Origin of the sequence: Exiguobacterium sp. Helios, assembly GCF_014524545.1 — a bacterium.
Lineage (GTDB): Bacteria > Bacillota > Bacilli > Exiguobacteriales > Exiguobacteriaceae > Exiguobacterium_A.
This window is the reverse complement of the sequence record NZ_CP053557.1, coordinates 296801-313127: the sequence shown is the minus strand read 5'-3', so window position 1 is coordinate 313127 and position 16327 is coordinate 296801. Positions and strand designations below refer to the sequence as shown.

At 49.1% G+C, this 16327-nt stretch carries 15 protein-coding genes; all 15 read right to left on the bottom strand.

Annotation, left to right across the window (positions count from 1 at the left end; translation table 11 throughout):
* Positions 1-64: 64 nt before the first annotated feature.
* Entirely contained in the window at positions 65-337 is a 273-nt protein-coding gene (locus HNY42_RS01640; protein ID WP_014969105.1) for an RNA-binding S4 domain-containing protein, read from the bottom strand.
* The gene (gene mazG / locus HNY42_RS01635; RefSeq protein ID WP_188004974.1) at positions 334-1764 is read right to left on the bottom strand and encodes a bifunctional methyltransferase/pyrophosphohydrolase YabN; all 1431 of its coding nucleotides are present in this window, start codon (positions 1762-1764) and stop codon (positions 334-336) included. The genes HNY42_RS01640 and mazG overlap by 4 nt, the downstream gene beginning before the upstream one ends.
* On the bottom strand, positions 1761-3311 hold the full coding sequence (locus HNY42_RS01630; RefSeq protein ID WP_188004973.1) for a polysaccharide biosynthesis protein: 1551 nt from the start codon (positions 3309-3311) through the stop codon (positions 1761-1763). The genes mazG and HNY42_RS01630 overlap by 4 nt, the downstream gene beginning before the upstream one ends.
* Positions 3308-6823 (bottom strand): transcription-repair coupling factor, encoded by a 3516-nt coding sequence (gene mfd, locus HNY42_RS01625; RefSeq protein WP_188004972.1) that lies wholly within the window; start codon positions 6821-6823, stop codon positions 3308-3310. The genes HNY42_RS01630 and mfd overlap by 4 nt, the downstream gene beginning before the upstream one ends.
* A 58-nt stretch (positions 6824-6881) precedes the next feature.
* Complete coding sequence (gene pth / locus HNY42_RS01620; RefSeq protein ID WP_188004971.1) at positions 6882-7439, bottom strand: aminoacyl-tRNA hydrolase; 558 nt, start codon at positions 7437-7439, stop codon at positions 6882-6884.
* Positions 7440-7555: 116 nt separating this feature from the next.
* Entirely contained in the window at positions 7556-8512 is a 957-nt protein-coding gene (locus HNY42_RS01615) for a ribose-phosphate diphosphokinase (RefSeq protein WP_014969100.1), read from the bottom strand.
* 64 nt (positions 8513-8576) lie between these two features.
* Positions 8577-9926, bottom strand: coding sequence for a bifunctional UDP-N-acetylglucosamine diphosphorylase/glucosamine-1-phosphate N-acetyltransferase GlmU (gene glmU / locus HNY42_RS01610; RefSeq protein WP_188004970.1), 1350 nt, complete (start codon positions 9924-9926; stop codon positions 8577-8579).
* A 167-nt stretch (positions 9927-10093) separates the two neighbouring features.
* A complete protein-coding gene (gene spoVG, locus HNY42_RS01605) occupies positions 10094-10405 on the bottom strand; it encodes a septation regulator SpoVG (protein ID WP_131504491.1) in 312 nt (103 codons plus the stop codon).
* A 162-nt stretch (positions 10406-10567) separates the two neighbouring features.
* On the bottom strand, positions 10568-11407 hold the full coding sequence (purR, locus tag HNY42_RS01600; protein ID WP_114597435.1) for a pur operon repressor: 840 nt from the start codon (positions 11405-11407) through the stop codon (positions 10568-10570).
* A 69-nt stretch (positions 11408-11476) separates the two neighbouring features.
* Positions 11477-12337, bottom strand: coding sequence for a 4-(cytidine 5'-diphospho)-2-C-methyl-D-erythritol kinase (gene ispE / locus HNY42_RS01595; protein ID WP_114597434.1), 861 nt, complete (start codon positions 12335-12337; stop codon positions 11477-11479).
* 96 nt (positions 12338-12433) lie between these two features.
* The gene (locus tag HNY42_RS01590; protein WP_012368950.1) at positions 12434-12673 is read right to left on the bottom strand and encodes a Veg family protein; all 240 of its coding nucleotides are present in this window, start codon (positions 12671-12673) and stop codon (positions 12434-12436) included.
* Between the two features lie 84 nt (positions 12674-12757).
* On the bottom strand, positions 12758-13636 hold the full coding sequence (gene rsmA, locus HNY42_RS01585) for a 16S rRNA (adenine(1518)-N(6)/adenine(1519)-N(6))-dimethyltransferase RsmA (protein WP_026827000.1): 879 nt from the start codon (positions 13634-13636) through the stop codon (positions 12758-12760).
* A complete protein-coding gene (gene rnmV / locus HNY42_RS01580) occupies positions 13633-14193 on the bottom strand; it encodes a ribonuclease M5 (protein ID WP_081776591.1) in 561 nt (186 codons plus the stop codon). Before rnmV ends, rsmA begins: the two co-directional genes overlap by 4 nt.
* A 66-nt stretch (positions 14194-14259) precedes the next feature.
* Entirely contained in the window at positions 14260-15555 is a 1296-nt protein-coding gene (locus HNY42_RS16335; protein WP_131973695.1) for a 3D domain-containing protein, read from the bottom strand.
* A complete protein-coding gene (locus HNY42_RS01570) occupies positions 15552-16319 on the bottom strand; it encodes a TatD family hydrolase (RefSeq protein ID WP_131504493.1) in 768 nt (255 codons plus the stop codon). The genes HNY42_RS16335 and HNY42_RS01570 overlap by 4 nt, the downstream gene beginning before the upstream one ends.
* Positions 16320-16327: the final 8 nt, after the last annotated feature.

The following is a 16327-nucleotide window of genomic DNA, read 5'->3' as shown; positions in this document are numbered from 1 at the left end:
TCATCCCTCCTTATCCGAGTGGTCATCTCTGACACTCTCTAGTATACTTCCTTTTTCAACCAAATTACATCGATTCTTCGGAATTCACTTTTTCTTCACGAATGATTTGATACATGTCTGATGCTTCTTCTTTTTTCGCATGCTCTTTAATACTGTCGATTTGAACGGTGACAATCTTATTTCCGAACCGGATTGTCATCTCGTCCCCCACCGAAACCGTACTGCTTGCTTTTGCGACAAGCCCGTTGATGGTGATCCGGCCTTGATCGGCAACTTCTTTTGCCAGTGTCCGGCGTTTGATTAAACGAGATACCTTTAAAAATTTATCGAGTCTCATGACTGTTCCTCCTGCTTTGATTGATTCCATAATGCATCTTGTTCGGCGAGCGACAAGTCTGTCAACGGGCGGTCCGTCAATTGTTCCATGCGTGTAAAACGACGGATGAATTTGTCATTGGTTTGCTGTAAAGCATCCTCTGCAGATAACTCCAGGTATTTGCCGACAAGTGCGAGTGAAAACAGGATATCACCGAATTCACCCAATCGTTCTTCTGCCGGAGCCTCTTTTAATTCTTGAATCTCTTCCCGGACTTTATCGAGCGCACCGGCAACCGTCTCCCATTCGAATCCGACTCGGGCGACTTTCTTCTGAATCTGTTCGGCACGCAACAAGGCAGGAGCTCCCTTCGTGACACCGTCCAACAGATACGTCCGTTCCGATTTTTCCTGCGCTTTAATTTCCTGCCAGTTCGTGACGACGTCCGCGGCCGAGTCGACTTTTACATCTCCAAAGACATGCGGATGCCTGCGAATTATCTTGTCGCTGACACTTCCGATGACGTCACGGACATCGAAATACCCTTCATCCAGACCGATTTGGGCATGTAGCATGACTTGCAACAACACATCGCCTAATTCTTCTATCATTAAGTTATCGTCCTGAAGGTCGATTGCTTCCAGTAATTCGTAGGATTCTTCGATTAAATGTTTTTTGAGCGATTCATGTGTCTGTTCTTGATCCCACGGACAACCGCCTTCTCCACGCAAGCGCGCGATGATTTGCTTGAGTGTCGTGAAATCACGATTCAAGATCGTTTGATCCGTGACAGGCGGTACATAAACCGTCGTCAAGTTACTGAGTGTCGTGATGTGATCCAGTTCATAGAGCGGAACCGTCTTGACATGTTGGCGACTCGTTCCCGCCGCCGTCACAAGCGTCACGTCATGTTCGTCAGGATAACGCTCCATCAACATGACCTTTAAATCACCTGCAACCAGTTGATCATAAACTTGTCCGATCAACAAATGCTGACGAATCTGCGCTTCATCGATATCAAACGCTGTCGCATCCAATAATTGAAAGCCTTCGATCGGATCAACACCGACCGCGGCAAACATCGGATCGAGGAAGCTTTGACCACCAATGATGTCGAGGTTCTCCGTCTGAGCGAGCAACTGTTGGACCGTACTCTCCGCGACAAGCGGATGACCCGGAACAGCATAGATGATCGGCTCCTTCTCGGACTGTTCAAGCAGCGTTGCAACAATCTCACGGTAGACGCCTTCAAACTGATCATGTTTTTCATAAATCGAATCAAACGATGTAAATTTCATTCCCTCTGCCATCAATTCCGAAACGACAGGATGATCCGCAGTCCGCAGATAAATCGGTTGTTTCGTTTCCTTTAGGCGTTTATAGATGCCGTACGGCAATTGTTCGAGTTCTCCGACTCCTAAGCCGACGACTGTAATCTGATGTGTCATATAATCCTCCTATGCTGATGCATTCGATATAGTTTTTCCCCGAACGGCAATACGGCCCATTCCCGTTCCGTCAAGACCCCCATCCGTAAGGCAAAGAGACAAAAGATACCGGCTCCACCCAGAACGAGTAGGGCAACCTCAAGTGTCGCTCCAACCCGGTTTTCCCAGCCCGACAGCCGGAAAAGTTGTTCGACGATGTATAAAAACAGGGCCATCGGAATGACCGCCTTCAAGAGACGAACATAAAAAGGACGTCCTGCCGTCACCCGACCGAACTTTCGATTGAGTAAAAGTAACTGAGCTGCTGCCATGACCGCAAAACCACCAAAAGTCGCCATTCCGGCACCGATCATGCCATATAAGGGAATTAAGTAGATATTGAGACCCAGCTTGATCAACAGACCTGCAACTACACCGACAAACGCATATTTTTCCGCATCGACGGATTGCAGACACGATACGATGATCATTGACAAGGAGGCGGTGAACGCCGTCGCAGCCAACCAGCTGAGTGCTGCTGTTCCGTTATCGTCCTGATACAAGGCAATATTCAACGGACGCATGACACCAACCAATCCGACGGTCGCTGCCGCCGCAATCAGTAACCCGGATCGTAAGAGCGTTTCAAGATGCAGTTTTGTTGCTGCATCATTCCGCTTCCGGTATTCCATCAACAACGTCGGAACACTGGCCAAACTGATGGATGTCGCGAACAAGATCGCAAACTGTAAGAGCGGATACCCTCGATCAAAAATTCCTTTTTCGACTTTCGTTTCCATCGAATTCCCGAGTAAATTGACGAACGTCAATCCATCAATCAATTGCATCAGTAACAAGGCCAAAGACGCGATACTGACTGCCAGACCACTCGTCAACAAGACCCGTCCGACACGGCGAATGTGTCGTTTCGAGATGACGGGACGACCAATCCTTCCTTTCGCAAAGCGTAACAGCAAGATCAGCGACGCGATGCTTCCACCGAGTGCCGTCATGTGCGCATTTGCTCCGACTTGATACGGATTCGCACCTATCTGAACCCCGTAATACGTCACAATCAACAATAAACAGACCCGAACGGCATTTTCCGTGATTTGTGAGAAAGCCGTCGGACGCATTTCAAGATCCGCCTGAAACATCCCGCGCAAAACAGCAATGACCGGCAACAGGTAGAAGGTAAAGGTAACGGCTCGAAGCGGTTGGACGAGCTGTTCGTCACCGAACAAGAATGCGACTTCAGGAGCGACCCACCAACCAATCGTTCCTAATATAATCGACATCGCAAGTAGGACAAAGAAAATCGACCACAATACTTCACGTTTCTCTTGCGGATGATGCAATGTTAACTTCGCAACGACGACCGGTAAGGCGTAAATACCAAGCGCCGCTGCAATCGCAAACACCGGATAGACAGTTTGGTAGACATATAACCCGAAGTCTCCCGCCATATTTTGATATGGAATCCGGTAAAAGAAACTCAACAGTTTTGAGACATAGCTCGAAATAGCAAGCAAAGCTGCCCCTTGCGCAATCGTCCTTCGTTGACTCATTGTACGATCCGGCGGTCAATCTCAGCCAGTAACCGTTCAGCCTGCTCTGTCATCTGTTGTAAGTTTTGTTTCCCGCGGTTGAGCGTCAGAACAAGTTTACCTTCTTCCTGCCCCATACCAAGACCACGTCCAATCGGAACCGTCCATTTGACAAAATCCGCTACATCCAGCGTTTGTGTCGTCTGTTCAGACAAGACGATTTCAATTTTCAGATCCGTTTGTTTGACCCGTTCGACCCGTGCCCGTTCGGCAAAGATTCTCATCCGAGTCAATTGGATCAACCGTGCGACTTCGGTCGGGAATTCTCCGAAACGTTCCAACATCTCTGTTTCCAGCGATTCGAGACTTTCCGGTGTATCGACATACTTCAAACGTTTGTAGAACTCGATTTTGAGTTCCGAATCTGCCATGTAGTGACTTGGAATATAGGCATCCAGACTGAACGTGAAATCCGGAACGAATTTCTGAACTTTTTTTCTACCTTTCATCCGTTCCTTCCGTTCTTCAACTGCTTCCGAAAGCATTTGTGAATACAGATCGAACCCTACAGAGTCGATGAAACCGGATTGTTGCGATCCGAGCAAGTTCCCGGCTCCGCGAATCGATAAATCACGCATCGCAATCTTAAAACCGCTCCCGAGTTCAGTAAATTCCTTGATCGCTTGCAGACGGCTTTCCGCAACTTCCGTCAATCGTTTTTGCGGACGGTATGTGAAGTAGGAATACGCGACACGGCTCGATCGGCCGACACGGCCGCGTAATTGATACAACTGCGACAGCCCCATCTGATCGGCATCGTTGACAATCAACGTATTGACGTTCGGAATATCGATGCCTGTTTCAATGATCGTCGTACTGACCAGGACGTCCGCATCGCCTTCGAAGAAGGCGATTAATTGGCTCTCCAGTTCTGTTTCCGTCATCCGACCATGGGCAGTGACGACACGCGCTTCCGGTACAAGAGCCCGGATTTCCTCTGCCTTGCGTTCAATCCCTTCGACGCGGTTATACAGGAAGAACGCTTGTCCGCCCCGTCCCAGTTCACGTTCGAGTGCTTCGCGCATGACGATTCCGTCATACTCCATGACATATGTCTGCACCGGATAACGGTTTTCCGGCGGTGTCTCGAGTACGGATAAATCACGAATTCCGATCATCGACATATGCAACGTCCGGGGAATCGGTGTCGCCGTCAATGTCAGGACATCGACATTTGTCTTCAACTGTTTCAGTCGTTCTTTATGTTTGACGCCAAAGCGTTGTTCTTCATCGATGATCAATAAGCCGACGTCCGCGAACTGGACATCTTTCGACAGGACACGATGGGTTCCGACGACGACATCAATCGTTCCTTCCTTCAATCCTTTTTTCGTCGCTTTCAGTTCTGCCGCTGAGCGGAAACGACTCATGACGGAGACGTTAATCGGCCACTCACTGAATCGTTCGAGCATCGTTTCATAATGCTGTTGGGCAAGCACCGTCGTCGGAACGAGTAAGGCGACCTGTTTTCCTGCCATGACAGCTTTAAAGGCTGCCCGGATGGCAACTTCCGTTTTCCCGTAACCGACATCGCCGCACAACAGCCGATCCATCGGGCGCGGACGTTCCATGTCTTTTTTGATTTCTTCGATCGACCGGAGTTGGTCAACGGTTTCTTCATAAGGGAATGACGCTTCAAAGGCCTGTGTACTGTCATCATCTTCCGGGAAGGCAAAGCCGACTGCTGCTTCGCGTGCCGCATAGAGCTTAATCAGTTCATCCGCGATATCCTCAACGGATTTTTGAACCTTCGCCTTGACCTTCTTCCACTCCATGCCGCCCAGTTTATAAATCTTCGGCTCTTTTCCTTCTGCCCCGACATACTTCTGAATCAAGTCAATCTGGTCGACCGGGACATACAGTGAATCCTCACCGGCATAAATCAAATGCAGGTAATCCTGGTGATTGCCGGCAACATCAATCGTTTTAATACCATGGTAACGACCGATTCCGTGATGAATGTGGACGACGTAATCGCCCGTCTTCAATTCCTGGTAACTTTTGATCCGTTCGGCGTTCGTCAGTTTCGTCGTTTGCTTCCGGCGCCGTGCCGGCTGTTTAAAGACTTCTTCTTCCGTAATGACGACGAGACGGGCATTGGTCATCTCGAATCCGCCGTGAATGCCACCGATTAAAATCGACGGATGACCGCGGCGAATCTCGTCTTCCGTCGTGTGCAGGGAAGCTTCGACTCCGTAATCCGATAACGTCTGTCGCATCCGTTCTGCCCGTTCCCGGTTACTTGCCAGGAAGACCATCCACATATCGGCCCGGCCGTAACGATCGACCTCCTGTTTCAACCGTTCCATCTGTCCGTGGAAAGGTGCTATCGGCTTGATGCTGAAATGAATCGCCGCACTTTCCGGCACACCGCTGCGGCGTGTCGGGAGCAACGATAAATACAGCAATTGGCGTTGCTTGAACACCTGCAGCATCGGAACCGATAACGTATAGTCACTGATGCTTTGTCCCCGTTCAATCAACGAAGCCATCCATTCCGCTTCTTCCGTATCCTGGACCTCGGCGGCTTCTTCAATCCGTGCCACCTCGTCGACAATCAAAACAGCATCTTTGATATCGTCGAGTAACGTCGTTTCATATAGAAGCGGTGCATATTTTGCAAGTTGCTTCGGACGATCACCGCTTTCGAGGACTTCGACGTCGTAAGCAATTCCTTCTTCCAGGGCAGCCAATACTTCCGTACTTTGGACCCGTTCCTTCGTTGCTTCATACAGACGGCGTAATTGTTCACCGGCCGATTTCAATCCGTCACGCGATGCAAAATGTTCCGTTGCCGGAGGTACCAGAGCTTCCGCGATGACACCAAGCGAACGTTGGGTTTCCGCATCAAACGTATAGATGGAATCGACTTCTTCGTCAAATAAATCAAGACGATACGGACGTTCGACGGTTAACGGGTATAAGTCGATGATGCTTCCTCGGACTGCGAACTCGCCCGGCGTCGTCACCGTTGCCGTCCGTTCGTATCCCGCGTCGACCAATTCCTGAATAAAGTCTGGGATCGACAGGACATCGCCAGGTTTGATTCGTTTCGTATGTCCTAAAAAGTCGGGCGCCGTCGGGACGTAACGTCTCAGTCCGACAAGCGGAATGATGAGGATTCCGTCATCCGTCGTCAGCAGACGGTGACGGGTTTCAATCCGCGTCGCGCGCAATTCCGGACTTGCACCGTATGACAGCTCCGCCGCAAGTGTTTCATCGACCGGATACAACATCACGTCCTGCTCGGGTATAAGTTCAATTAAATCATCATATAATTTTTGAGCCTGGAACATGTTGTGGGTCACGATGACGAACCGTTTTTTCGTCTCTTGGTAAATACCGGCGACGAATAACGCTTTTCCGCTGTTCATCAGCCCTGTGATCAGTTGGGCATTGACTCCGTCGCGGAACCGTTCCCGGACGGTTTTAATCTCCGGAATGCCGAGTAACAGATTTTGTAGTTGTTTCATACGTTCTTTCCCTCCTAGGACGACAGCAAAAACGCTTTGGTCACCCAAAGCGTTTTGTTCAGTTATAACGATTCATCAAAGCTAAAAACGGTGTATCGATAAAATCAGTTGCGATCTCGACGGAATCAGACAACACATGTTGCAACGTCGTCTGTTCCGACTTGGCGAACGGCATCAAGACCCAGTCGATGACTTGAATCGGTGCTGGCGGACGACCGACTCCAAGTTTCAATCGTTTGATGTCTTGTGTACCTAAATGTTGAATCAACGATTTGACTCCGTTGTGACCACCGGCACTTCCTTTTGAACGCAGGCGCATCTTTTCAAGCGGCAAATCAAGGTCATCATAAATGACAAGGACGTCCTCGACCGCAATTTTATAGAAATCGAGCAACGGACGGACAGCTTCTCCCGATAAATTCATATACGTCAATGGCTTAACGAGAACGACCCGTTCCCCTTTAATCATTCCCGTTCCGAAGACGGCTTTAAACTTCGACTCCGCTAATTTTATGCCATGTTCCTTGGCGAGGGCATCGATCGCTAAAAAACCGATATTGTGACGCGTATTCGCATATTTCGTGCCTGGATTTCCTAAACCGACGATACATTTCATATCGTCACCTCCTCTACTTATCTGCTTTTTTTGATTTATATCCCGTTGACGAAAAATGGAACGCACAAGGGTCCGATTTCTAAAAACCGGACCTTGGCGTTCATATCTGTTTGAAATCAGCTGAAGAGCGGGCTGATTGATTTTTGTTCGTGAACACGGATGATGGCTTCTGCCAACAAGCGTGCAACTGAGATTTGTTTGATTTTGCTTGCACATTCACGTTTCGTCAAATCGATTGTGTTCAAGACGACGAGTTCTTCGATTGCCGAGTTTTCAATCCGCTCCATCGCTGGACCTGAGAGAACCGGGTGCGTACAGCAGGCATACACTTGCTTCGCTCCGTTTTCGATCAAGGCGTTGGCAGCAAGCGTGATTGTACCCGCTGTATCAATGATATCGTCAATGATAATGGCAATCTTGCCATCGACTTGTCCGACGATGTTCATGACTTCTGCGACGTTCGGTTTCGGACGACGCTTATCGATGATTGCGATTGGTGCTTTTAATTGTTCCGCTAATTTACGTGCCCGTGTCACACCGCCATGGTCTGGAGAAACGATGACAAGTTCGTTCGGGTCGATGTTCTTCTTCTCGAAGTAAGAAGCAAGCAGGGGAACACCCATTAATTGATCTACTGGAATATCGAAGAATCCTTGGATTTGTGCAGCATGAAGATCCATCGTCACGACGCGTGTCGCACCGGCTACTTCAAGTAAGTTCGCTACAAGCTTCGCTGTGATCGGCTCACGTGAACGGGCTTTGCGGTCTTGACGTGCATATCCGTAATACGGAATAACGACGTTAATCGTCCGCGCAGAAGCACGTTTTAAAGCGTCAATCATGATGAGAAGCTCCATCAAGTTTTCGTTGACCGGTTGGCTTGTCGATTGAATGATGTAGATATCATCCCCACGGACGCTTTCTTCGATGTTCATTGAAATTTCGCCGTCACTGAAGTGTTTGACTGAACTTTCGCTGACAGGGATTCCGATGACTTTAGCGATTTCCTCTGCCAGTGGTTTGTTCGAGTTAAGTGCGAAAATACGAATTTCATGTTCTAAGACAGTAGACATGGTTAGGTGGCCTCCATTTGTTTGGGTTTAGACGAGTAGAGCGACAGATAATGAACGAATAAAATTAACGGTAATCTGGTTTAGTTATTTGACGTTCCCGTGCGATGGCAAGACCGTTTTCCGGAACATCATCCGTAACGGTTGATCCTGCTGCGACAAGCGCATTTTTACCGACCGTGACCGGTGCAATCAAATTGACATTACAACCGATGAACGCATCGTCTTCAATGACAGTTTGGAATTTATTTGTTCCATCATAATTCACTGTGATCGATCCGCAACCTAAGTTAACGTTCGTGCCGATTGTTGCATCACCGACGTAACTTAAGTGAGCAGATTTGCTGCCTTCACCAAAAGTGGATTTCTTCACTTCGACGAAGTTACCGATGCGCGTGTTCGCTCCGAGAACTGCCTGTTGGCGTAAGTGCGCAAATGGACCGACTTGTGCAGCTGCTCCAATTCGGCTGTCGGTTACGACTGATTGACGCACCACGGCTTGATCAGCCACTTCACTGTCACGGATATCCGAATTTGGTCCGATGATACATTCTGAGCCAATCGTCGTTTTACCAAGCAATTGTGTTCCCGGGTACAGGACCGTATCCGAACCAATCACGACATCCGGTCCGATATACGTAGACGCCGGATCGATGAACGTAACGCCTTGACGCATCCAATGTTCATTCGTCCGCTTCCGCATTGACGTTTCCGCCTGCGCCAGGGCAACCCGGTCATTGACACCAATCGTTTCTTCAAACGTCGCTGCCGCATAGGCCGCAATCGTTTCACCGTCTGCTTTTGCGATTTCGATGACATCCGGTAAGTAGTACTCACCTTGGACATTATCATTCTTAACTTCTTTTAAAGCAGCGAATAACATCTCATTGTCAAATACGTACGTTCCGGTATTGATTTCTTTAATGAGAAGTTCTTCTGCGTTCGCATCTTTGTGCTCGACGATTTTCGAGACGTTGCCGTCTTCCCCACGAACGATTCGTCCATACCCCGTCGCATCATCCGCATGCGCTGTTAAAACAGTTACTTTCGCGCCTGTTTCTGCATGATGTTGCAAGAGAGATTGTAACGTCTCACTTGTCAAAAGGGGAGTGTCTCCGCAGACGACAAGTGTCGAGCCTTTCTCCTGTCCAAGGACAGGTTCTGCCATTTGAACAGCATGACCCGTGCCAAGCTGCTCGCTTTGAAGTGCATATTCCACCGATGTGCCGAGCACTTCTTTAACAGACTCTGCACCGTGACCGACGATGACGACTTGACGCGTGACACCGAGTGTCGTCAATTGATCAACGACATGTTGTACCATAGGTTTCCCAGCTACTGGGTGAAGTACTTTATATAGCTTTGATTTCATCCGAGTGCCTTTACCCGCTGCTAGAATTACCGCGAAATGATTCATCCTTGTCGCTCCTCCATGTAAATTAGTGTTGATTTCGTTCTGAAATAGTCCACTCGTTCCCACTATAACGAAAATGGCGCAACGAATCAATGACAGGACAGACCGGAAATCAACAAAACACGCAAAAAAAGACAGGTTCTCCCATTGATGGAGACCTGTCAATCGCGTTAGGAAGGATCGGTTGCTTCGAGCGCCGTCAGTTCAAATTCTGACGCCTCACCGTTTTCTTCACGAATCGCGTATGCTTCTAGTACTGAATCTTCGACTTTTTTTCGCATTAATGCATTGATTGGATGGGCGACATCACGAAAGATGCCTTCCTGTGTCCGCTTGCTTGGCATCGCGACGAAAAGACCGCTGTTCCCTTCAATCACGCGTAAATCATGTACCACAAATTCGTGGTCAAGCGTAATCGAAGCCAGTGCTTTCATTCGACCCTCTGCTACGACGCGACGAATCTTGACGTCGGTGACATTCATTTTGTCCGCACCCCTTTTTATAACCGTTGTCACAACTCTTCGTTGTCTACTTCTACTTACGGCTTAAAACATTCAAAGGTTTAGCTTTTGCCAATCATTTCACGCATAATTTCCAAAAGTTTGATAATTACAGTATAGTTACAAAAAAATCGTGTGTCAAATTCAGGTATTTTCTACGTCTGTGAAATACTGGTCGACGTTTCCCCGTTTCACTTGAATCTGTCCAAGATCCACATCAACATCCGAAAGCTTCATCAGACTGACGTACTCACTGACCATCTTCTTCTCGGCACCCTCTGCTTCGATCAACACACCGACACCTGCTACGTTCGCTTCAAACTCACTCAGCAGACTCATCATCCCCCGGATCGTTCCGCCGGCTTTCATGAAATCGTCAATCAGCAGGACGTTCGCACCGCGCGGTAAACTGCGTCTCGCAAGAGCCATCGTCCGGATTGCTTTCGATGAGCCGGAAACATAGTTGATGCTGACGGTCGAACCTTCCGTCACCCGGCTGTCCGAGCGGACGATGACGAACGGTACACCCAACTGTTCGGCGACGGCATAAGCAAGCGGGATTCCTTTTGTCGCAATCGTCATGACGACGTCGACTTTTTTCTGGCTGAAGACAGAAGCAAACACTTGTCCCATCTGTTTCACCATCCGCGGATCTCCGAGCAAGTCCGTCAAATACAAGTAGCCCCCCGGTAACAGACGATCCGGTCGTGCGACACGTTCACATAACTCATCGATAAACGGCAACGCCTTTGCGCTGCTCCATGTAGGGATGAACATGACGCCTCCCGCGGCTCCCGGAACCGTAACGAGTCGTCCTGTTCCTTCATGCTCCAACATTTCGCTGACAATATCTAAATCTTCACTGATCGAAGATTTCGCAGAGCTGTACCGTTCTGCGAAGATCGTCAATGAGACCAGATGATGCGGATGATCCAGCAGGTAACGTGTCATGTCTACCAACCGACCACTTCTCCGAATTTTCATCTAAATCGTTCCACCTCTCCGTAATTCCGAATATTCAATAGTGAATATATCATTTTCATACGGAAACTATCAATGGTTTTCCCCTAAAAGACGAACGACGTAGACTTCATTACAAAATCCTCGTAATCCGTTATAGAGACGTTGAGCCCGGTTTTCATGTTCCGTCAAGGCAAAGACAGTCGGACCGCTACCGCTCATCAGGACACCTTCCGCCCCGCAACTCGTCATGAAAGCCTTGATTTGTTCGACCTCCGGATGCATCGGTAACGTCACTGATTCAAGGACATTGCCAAGGGCATCACAAATCGCCGTGAAATCTTGGTTCTTGACCGCATCAATCATCGCTTCGACATCCGGACGTTCCGCTGTTTCTAAATCCAGTGCTCCGTAAACATCGGCTGTTGAGACACCAATCGTCGGTTTCGCCAGTACGACCCAACAAGGCGGAGGGGATACTAGTTTCTCGAGCTTCTCTCCGCGTCCCGTTGCAATCGCGGTTCCGCCCATGACACAAAACGGGACATCCGATCCCACTTCTGCTCCGATTTCCGCCAACTGTTCAAGTGTCAAATCGAGCTTCCACAATTCGTTCAGCCCGCGCAACGTGGCTGCCGCGTCACTCGAGCCGCCCGCAAGACCTGCTGCGACCGGGATTTGTTTTTCTAAGTAGATTTCAACCCCGCTCTTGATGTCGAACCGTTCCTTTAAAACCGCTGCTGCTTTATACGCTAAGTTGCGTTCATCATTCGGCACATATGCATGTTGGGCATTCATCCGAATCTCGCCGGACGCTAGTTCCGTCAACTCGAGACGATCTGCCAAATCCACCGTCGTCATTACCATATGTACATCATGATAACCATCCGGACGTTTCGCCGTCGCATCCAATACTAAATTGATTTTCGCTGGAGCTTTTACAATAATCGTCATCCTGCCGTTCCTCCTCTAGTACGTTTCCTGTACGAATTGTATCAACCTTTGCACAAAAAAAGAAGCGAACATTTCTGTCCGCTTCGGAAGGTAAGTTTACGAATTCGCGAATTCGATTTGTACGGAGTCGGTTAACACGTCGGCGTAGCTATAAGAAACTCGCTCGACATTGTGGCGCTCTGCGTCTAGCTTGACTACAAACACCGATGGATACGTCTCAACGAGCGTTCCGATTCGGGTTACGACCTTTTTACGACCGCCGCTTGCTTTTAGCGTCAGTCTTTCACCTACATGTGTTTCAAATACATGTCTGATTTCGTTCAACGTCTTTGGCATACGCTTCACCTCACTAGTATTTATTATAGCATATGAACTAAATATTAGAAAGGGGAAATATTATATCCGTTCTTTTGTCTACCGTCAACGTTTTTTAATCGGCAAAAGTGCATCGGCCAGCTGTGCAAATTCCTGCAGGCTGAGCGTCTCGCCACGGCGGCGTGGATCAATACCCGCTTCATGTAAGGCCGCTTCGACCGCCTCTTTTTCCGCTTTACCGAAATGGCTGGATAAGTTATTCAAAATCGTTTTCCGGCGTTGAGCGAAACTGGCACGTGTCACTTCGAAGAAGAGTTTCTCATCCAGCGTCTTGACTGCCGGCTCCTTGCGAATATTTAAACGGATGACCGCTGAATCGACGTTCGGTGCCGGAATGAAGACGTGTTTCGGTACCGTGAAACAGACTTCTGCCTCCGCATAATACTGAATGGCGATCGACAATGAACCGTACGCCTTCGTTCCCGGTTTTGCCCCGATTCGTTCCGCCACTTCTTTTTGAATCATCATGATGAGTGTCCGGAACGGAGTACGGGCTTCTAAAATACGCATAATGATTGGTGTTGTCACGTAGTAAGGAAGGTTCGCCACGACGGCGAGATCCGTAATCCCTTGTTGCGTGAATTCTTCGTCAACGATCGTTTCAAGATCCAGTTCCAGTGCATCCCCATGAATGACTTTCACGTGGGGGTACGGAGCAAGTGAGTCTTCAAGAATCGGTAAGAGCCGTTGATCGATTTCGAGCGCCACAACTTTTTTCGCCTGTTTTGCTGATTGTTCCGTTAATGAGCCGATACCGGGACCAATCTCAAGCACACCGCTTTCCGGTGTCAGATTAGCGGCACCGACGATGTTTCCGAGTACATTTAAATCGATTAAAAAGTTTTGTCCCAAGGACTTTTTAAATGAAAATCCGTGTTTGGCCAAGATTTCCTTCGTCCGGTGCAATGTAGCGATGTCTTTCAATCCTGTTCCTCCTCTATCTGTTTCAAAGCGTCTTCCCATTCCTGTTTCGTGATTCGGATCGACGCGACACGTTTGACGAGTTGTTTGGCATTCGGTTCACCAATGGCAAGCACTTGTCCCAACCGTTTCCGACGTTTCGAGGCTGCCGGTCCCCCGATCAGATCGGCGGCGAGAATCATATCCCGTGTCACTTCGGCATCATGCTGCTCTTCTGTCTCATATACCGCACCAAGTGCCCGTTCGATTGCTTCCGGTGATGCATGTTCGACACCGATTTTCCCGCGTTTATCTTTTGCGTCTGCCCGTGGCAGGTAGGCTTGTTTACATCCCGGTACCCGTTCATTGATCCGTGCCCGAATCCGGTCACCCGGGAAGTCGGGATCGGTAAACACGATGACACCACGGCGTTCAAGCGCTTTGGCAATGCGTTGTAATGTCTGTTCGTTGACGGCCGAACCGTTTGTTTCAATTGTATCGACATCGAATACTTCCTGTAAGCGTGTCGTATCATCGCGTCCTTCAACGACGATGACTTCTTTTAAGCGTTTCCGCATCATATCTTCTCCACCTTTTTCAAACACTTCCGTAATTGTACCTGTTTCCGCAAAAAAAACAAGGAAGCGTCAAGTACCCGCTTCCGTCGTATCGTTCGGGATGACCCAGACTTGGATCGTCTTCCGGCCAAACTGTTTGGCGGTCGACTCCCCTTCAACGAGTACATCGATTTTATTGCCTTTGATGGCACCGCCTGTGTCGAGGGCGATCGCCAGTCCGACCCCTTCGACGTACACCTTGGTTCCGAGCGGAATGACTTTCGGATCAACGGCGATAATCGGCAGTCCTTGATACGTGATCGTATCCGTTACATCATAGCCGGTTGCTGTCAAAGCCCGTCCGTCATACAGCTGGCTGCCATTGGAAGCGGGATTATTCGTATAAGCTGTTGCTTCGACCATCAGCGTTTTCGCTTTGCTAAAATCCAAATCGGCTGCCGCTTTAGGCACTTCTGCTAACGGTACCGTCGCTTTTTCCGTATCAAACGCCGGTGTTGGTGTCGGTGTCGTCACGGCCTCAACCGGTTCGACCGGTTTTGTTCCGACCTTGACGACTTGTTTGACCGGTTCACTCGTAACTTCATTAGCAATCAGTTTCTTTTCCTTGCTTAAACCGTCCGCGAGGGTCAATTGATATTTTTGTGTCCGGATGCCCGGCCGGCCGGATTTCGTAACCAACTGTTCACCCGCCGGCAACGTGTCGTCTTCGATGGTCTCGACTTCAAATGGTAACAGCTGTTGTTCCGTCAGCACGGCACGACGCGTCGTATTGACCGTGACCAGCATATCCTTTGCGACGACTGTCTCTAGACCAGGCATGACCTTATCTTCCGTCTGGAGCTTAACCCCCTGCATCGACAGCAGTTCCCGCACCGTCGTTTGGTACGTATAGACTTCGCGGGCTTTTCCTTCGACAATCAGCTCGACCGGGAATGCCTCCCGGTACCGGACGGTCATTCCGCTTGTCAAAACGGCTTCTTTTGAAGGATACACGTCATCTGTCTCTAACATTTGACTGATTCCCTGTTCTTTTAACAGATCGTCGACGCGGCGGGCTTGCGTCCGGATCGTCCGCGCTTCACCATACCCCATGATTAGTGTAATTTCTTTGGCCGGTTGAATGACGATCAAATCGTTTTTCGGAAGATCAGCACTCAGTGCCGGTTCGATGACATCTTGTGGTCGAACTGAAATACCGGCTTCCTGCAAGACACCGAAAACGGATGTCTCAAGCGTCTCGACTTTTGTTTGTCGACCATCCACCATGATCGTGACATCACGCGGATGGTCCATCATTACATAAAGCAGGCTCGCAACCAACAATAGGGTACAGCCGATTGTCATATACGTAATCGATCGAATCATGGAAGGCGGAAGACGCGTTTCGCGTTCTCAGTCGTCGCCTGTTCGACATCAGCGTACATCATCCCGCGCAACTGTGCGATTTCTTCCGCAACGAATCGGACATACGCCGGTTCATTTCGTTTTCCGCGATATGGCGTTGGTGTCAGATACGGACAGTCGGTCTCGACCAATAACCGGTCAAGCGGCACTTCTTGTGCGACGCGTTTAGGCATCTTCGCATTTTTGAACGTCACCGGTCCTCCGAGGGAAATGTAGAAATTCATTGCCAGGCAACGTGGTAACAGTTCTGCACTCATGCTATAGCTGTGTAAAATGCCACCGACTTCTTTTGCGTTTTCTTCTTCCAAGATGCGGAGCGTATCTTCTGTCGCCTCCCGGTTATGGATGACGATCGGTTTATTTTTTTGTTTCGCCAAGCGAATCTGCTTTCGAAACGCTGCGTCCTGAATATCCTTCGGAGAAGTATCCCAGTGGTAATCCAGTCCGATTTCTCCAAGGGCAACGACTTTCGGATGGTCCATTAAACGTTCCACCTTTTCATAGGCAGCATCGTCGAAATCAATCGAATCGACCGGATGCCATCCGATGACGGCGTAGAGATCATCATACTGTTCAACGAGTTCCATTGCCCGGTCAATCGTCTTATGATCAAAACCAACGACGATCATCGGAGATACACCGTTTGCGCGTGCCCGCTCAATCGTCTCATCGACATCTCCGTCAAACTGATCCGAGTTTAAATGTGTGTGTGTGTCAATCAACATACTATTCG

Bases quoted from the DNA above. Each gene is read 5' to 3' on its own strand.
- HNY42_RS01570 (WP_131504493.1), bottom strand. From the start codon at position 16,319: ATGTTGATTGACACACACACACATTTAAACTCGGATCAGTTTGACGGA.
- HNY42_RS16335 (WP_131973695.1), bottom strand. From the start codon at position 15,555: ATGATTCGATCGATTACGTATATGACAATCGGCTGTACCCTATTGTTG.
- HNY42_RS01615 (WP_014969100.1), bottom strand. From the start codon at position 8,512: ATGTCTACTGTCTTAGAACATGAAATTCGTATTTTCGCACTTAACTCG.
- glmU (WP_188004970.1), bottom strand. From the start codon at position 9,926: ATGAATCATTTCGCGGTAATTCTAGCAGCGGGTAAAGGCACTCGGATG.
- ispE (WP_114597434.1), bottom strand. From the start codon at position 12,337: ATGACGATTATTGTAAAAGCTCCAGCGAAAATCAATTTAGTATTGGAT.
- rnmV (WP_081776591.1), bottom strand. From the start codon at position 14,193: ATGATGCGGAAACGCTTAAAAGAAGTCATCGTCGTTGAAGGACGCGAT.
- spoVG (WP_131504491.1), bottom strand. From the start codon at position 10,405: ATGAATGTCACCGACGTCAAGATTCGTCGCGTCGTAGCAGAGGGTCGA.
- HNY42_RS01630 (WP_188004973.1), bottom strand. From the start codon at position 3,311: ATGAGTCAACGAAGGACGATTGCGCAAGGGGCAGCTTTGCTTGCTATT.
- mfd (WP_188004972.1), bottom strand. From the start codon at position 6,823: ATGAAACAACTACAAAATCTGTTACTCGGCATTCCGGAGATTAAAACC.
- HNY42_RS01590 (WP_012368950.1), bottom strand. From the start codon at position 12,673: ATGCCAAAGACGTTGAACGAAATCAGACATGTATTTGAAACACATGTA.
- mazG (WP_188004974.1), bottom strand. From the start codon at position 1,764: ATGACACATCAGATTACAGTCGTCGGCTTAGGAGTCGGAGAACTCGAA.
- pth (WP_188004971.1), bottom strand. From the start codon at position 7,439: ATGAAATGTATCGTCGGTTTAGGAAATCCAGGCACGAAATATGCGAAT.
- purR (WP_114597435.1), bottom strand. From the start codon at position 11,407: ATGAAAATTCGGAGAAGTGGTCGGTTGGTAGACATGACACGTTACCTG.
- HNY42_RS01640 (WP_014969105.1), bottom strand. From the start codon at position 337: ATGAGACTCGATAAATTTTTAAAGGTATCTCGTTTAATCAAACGCCGG.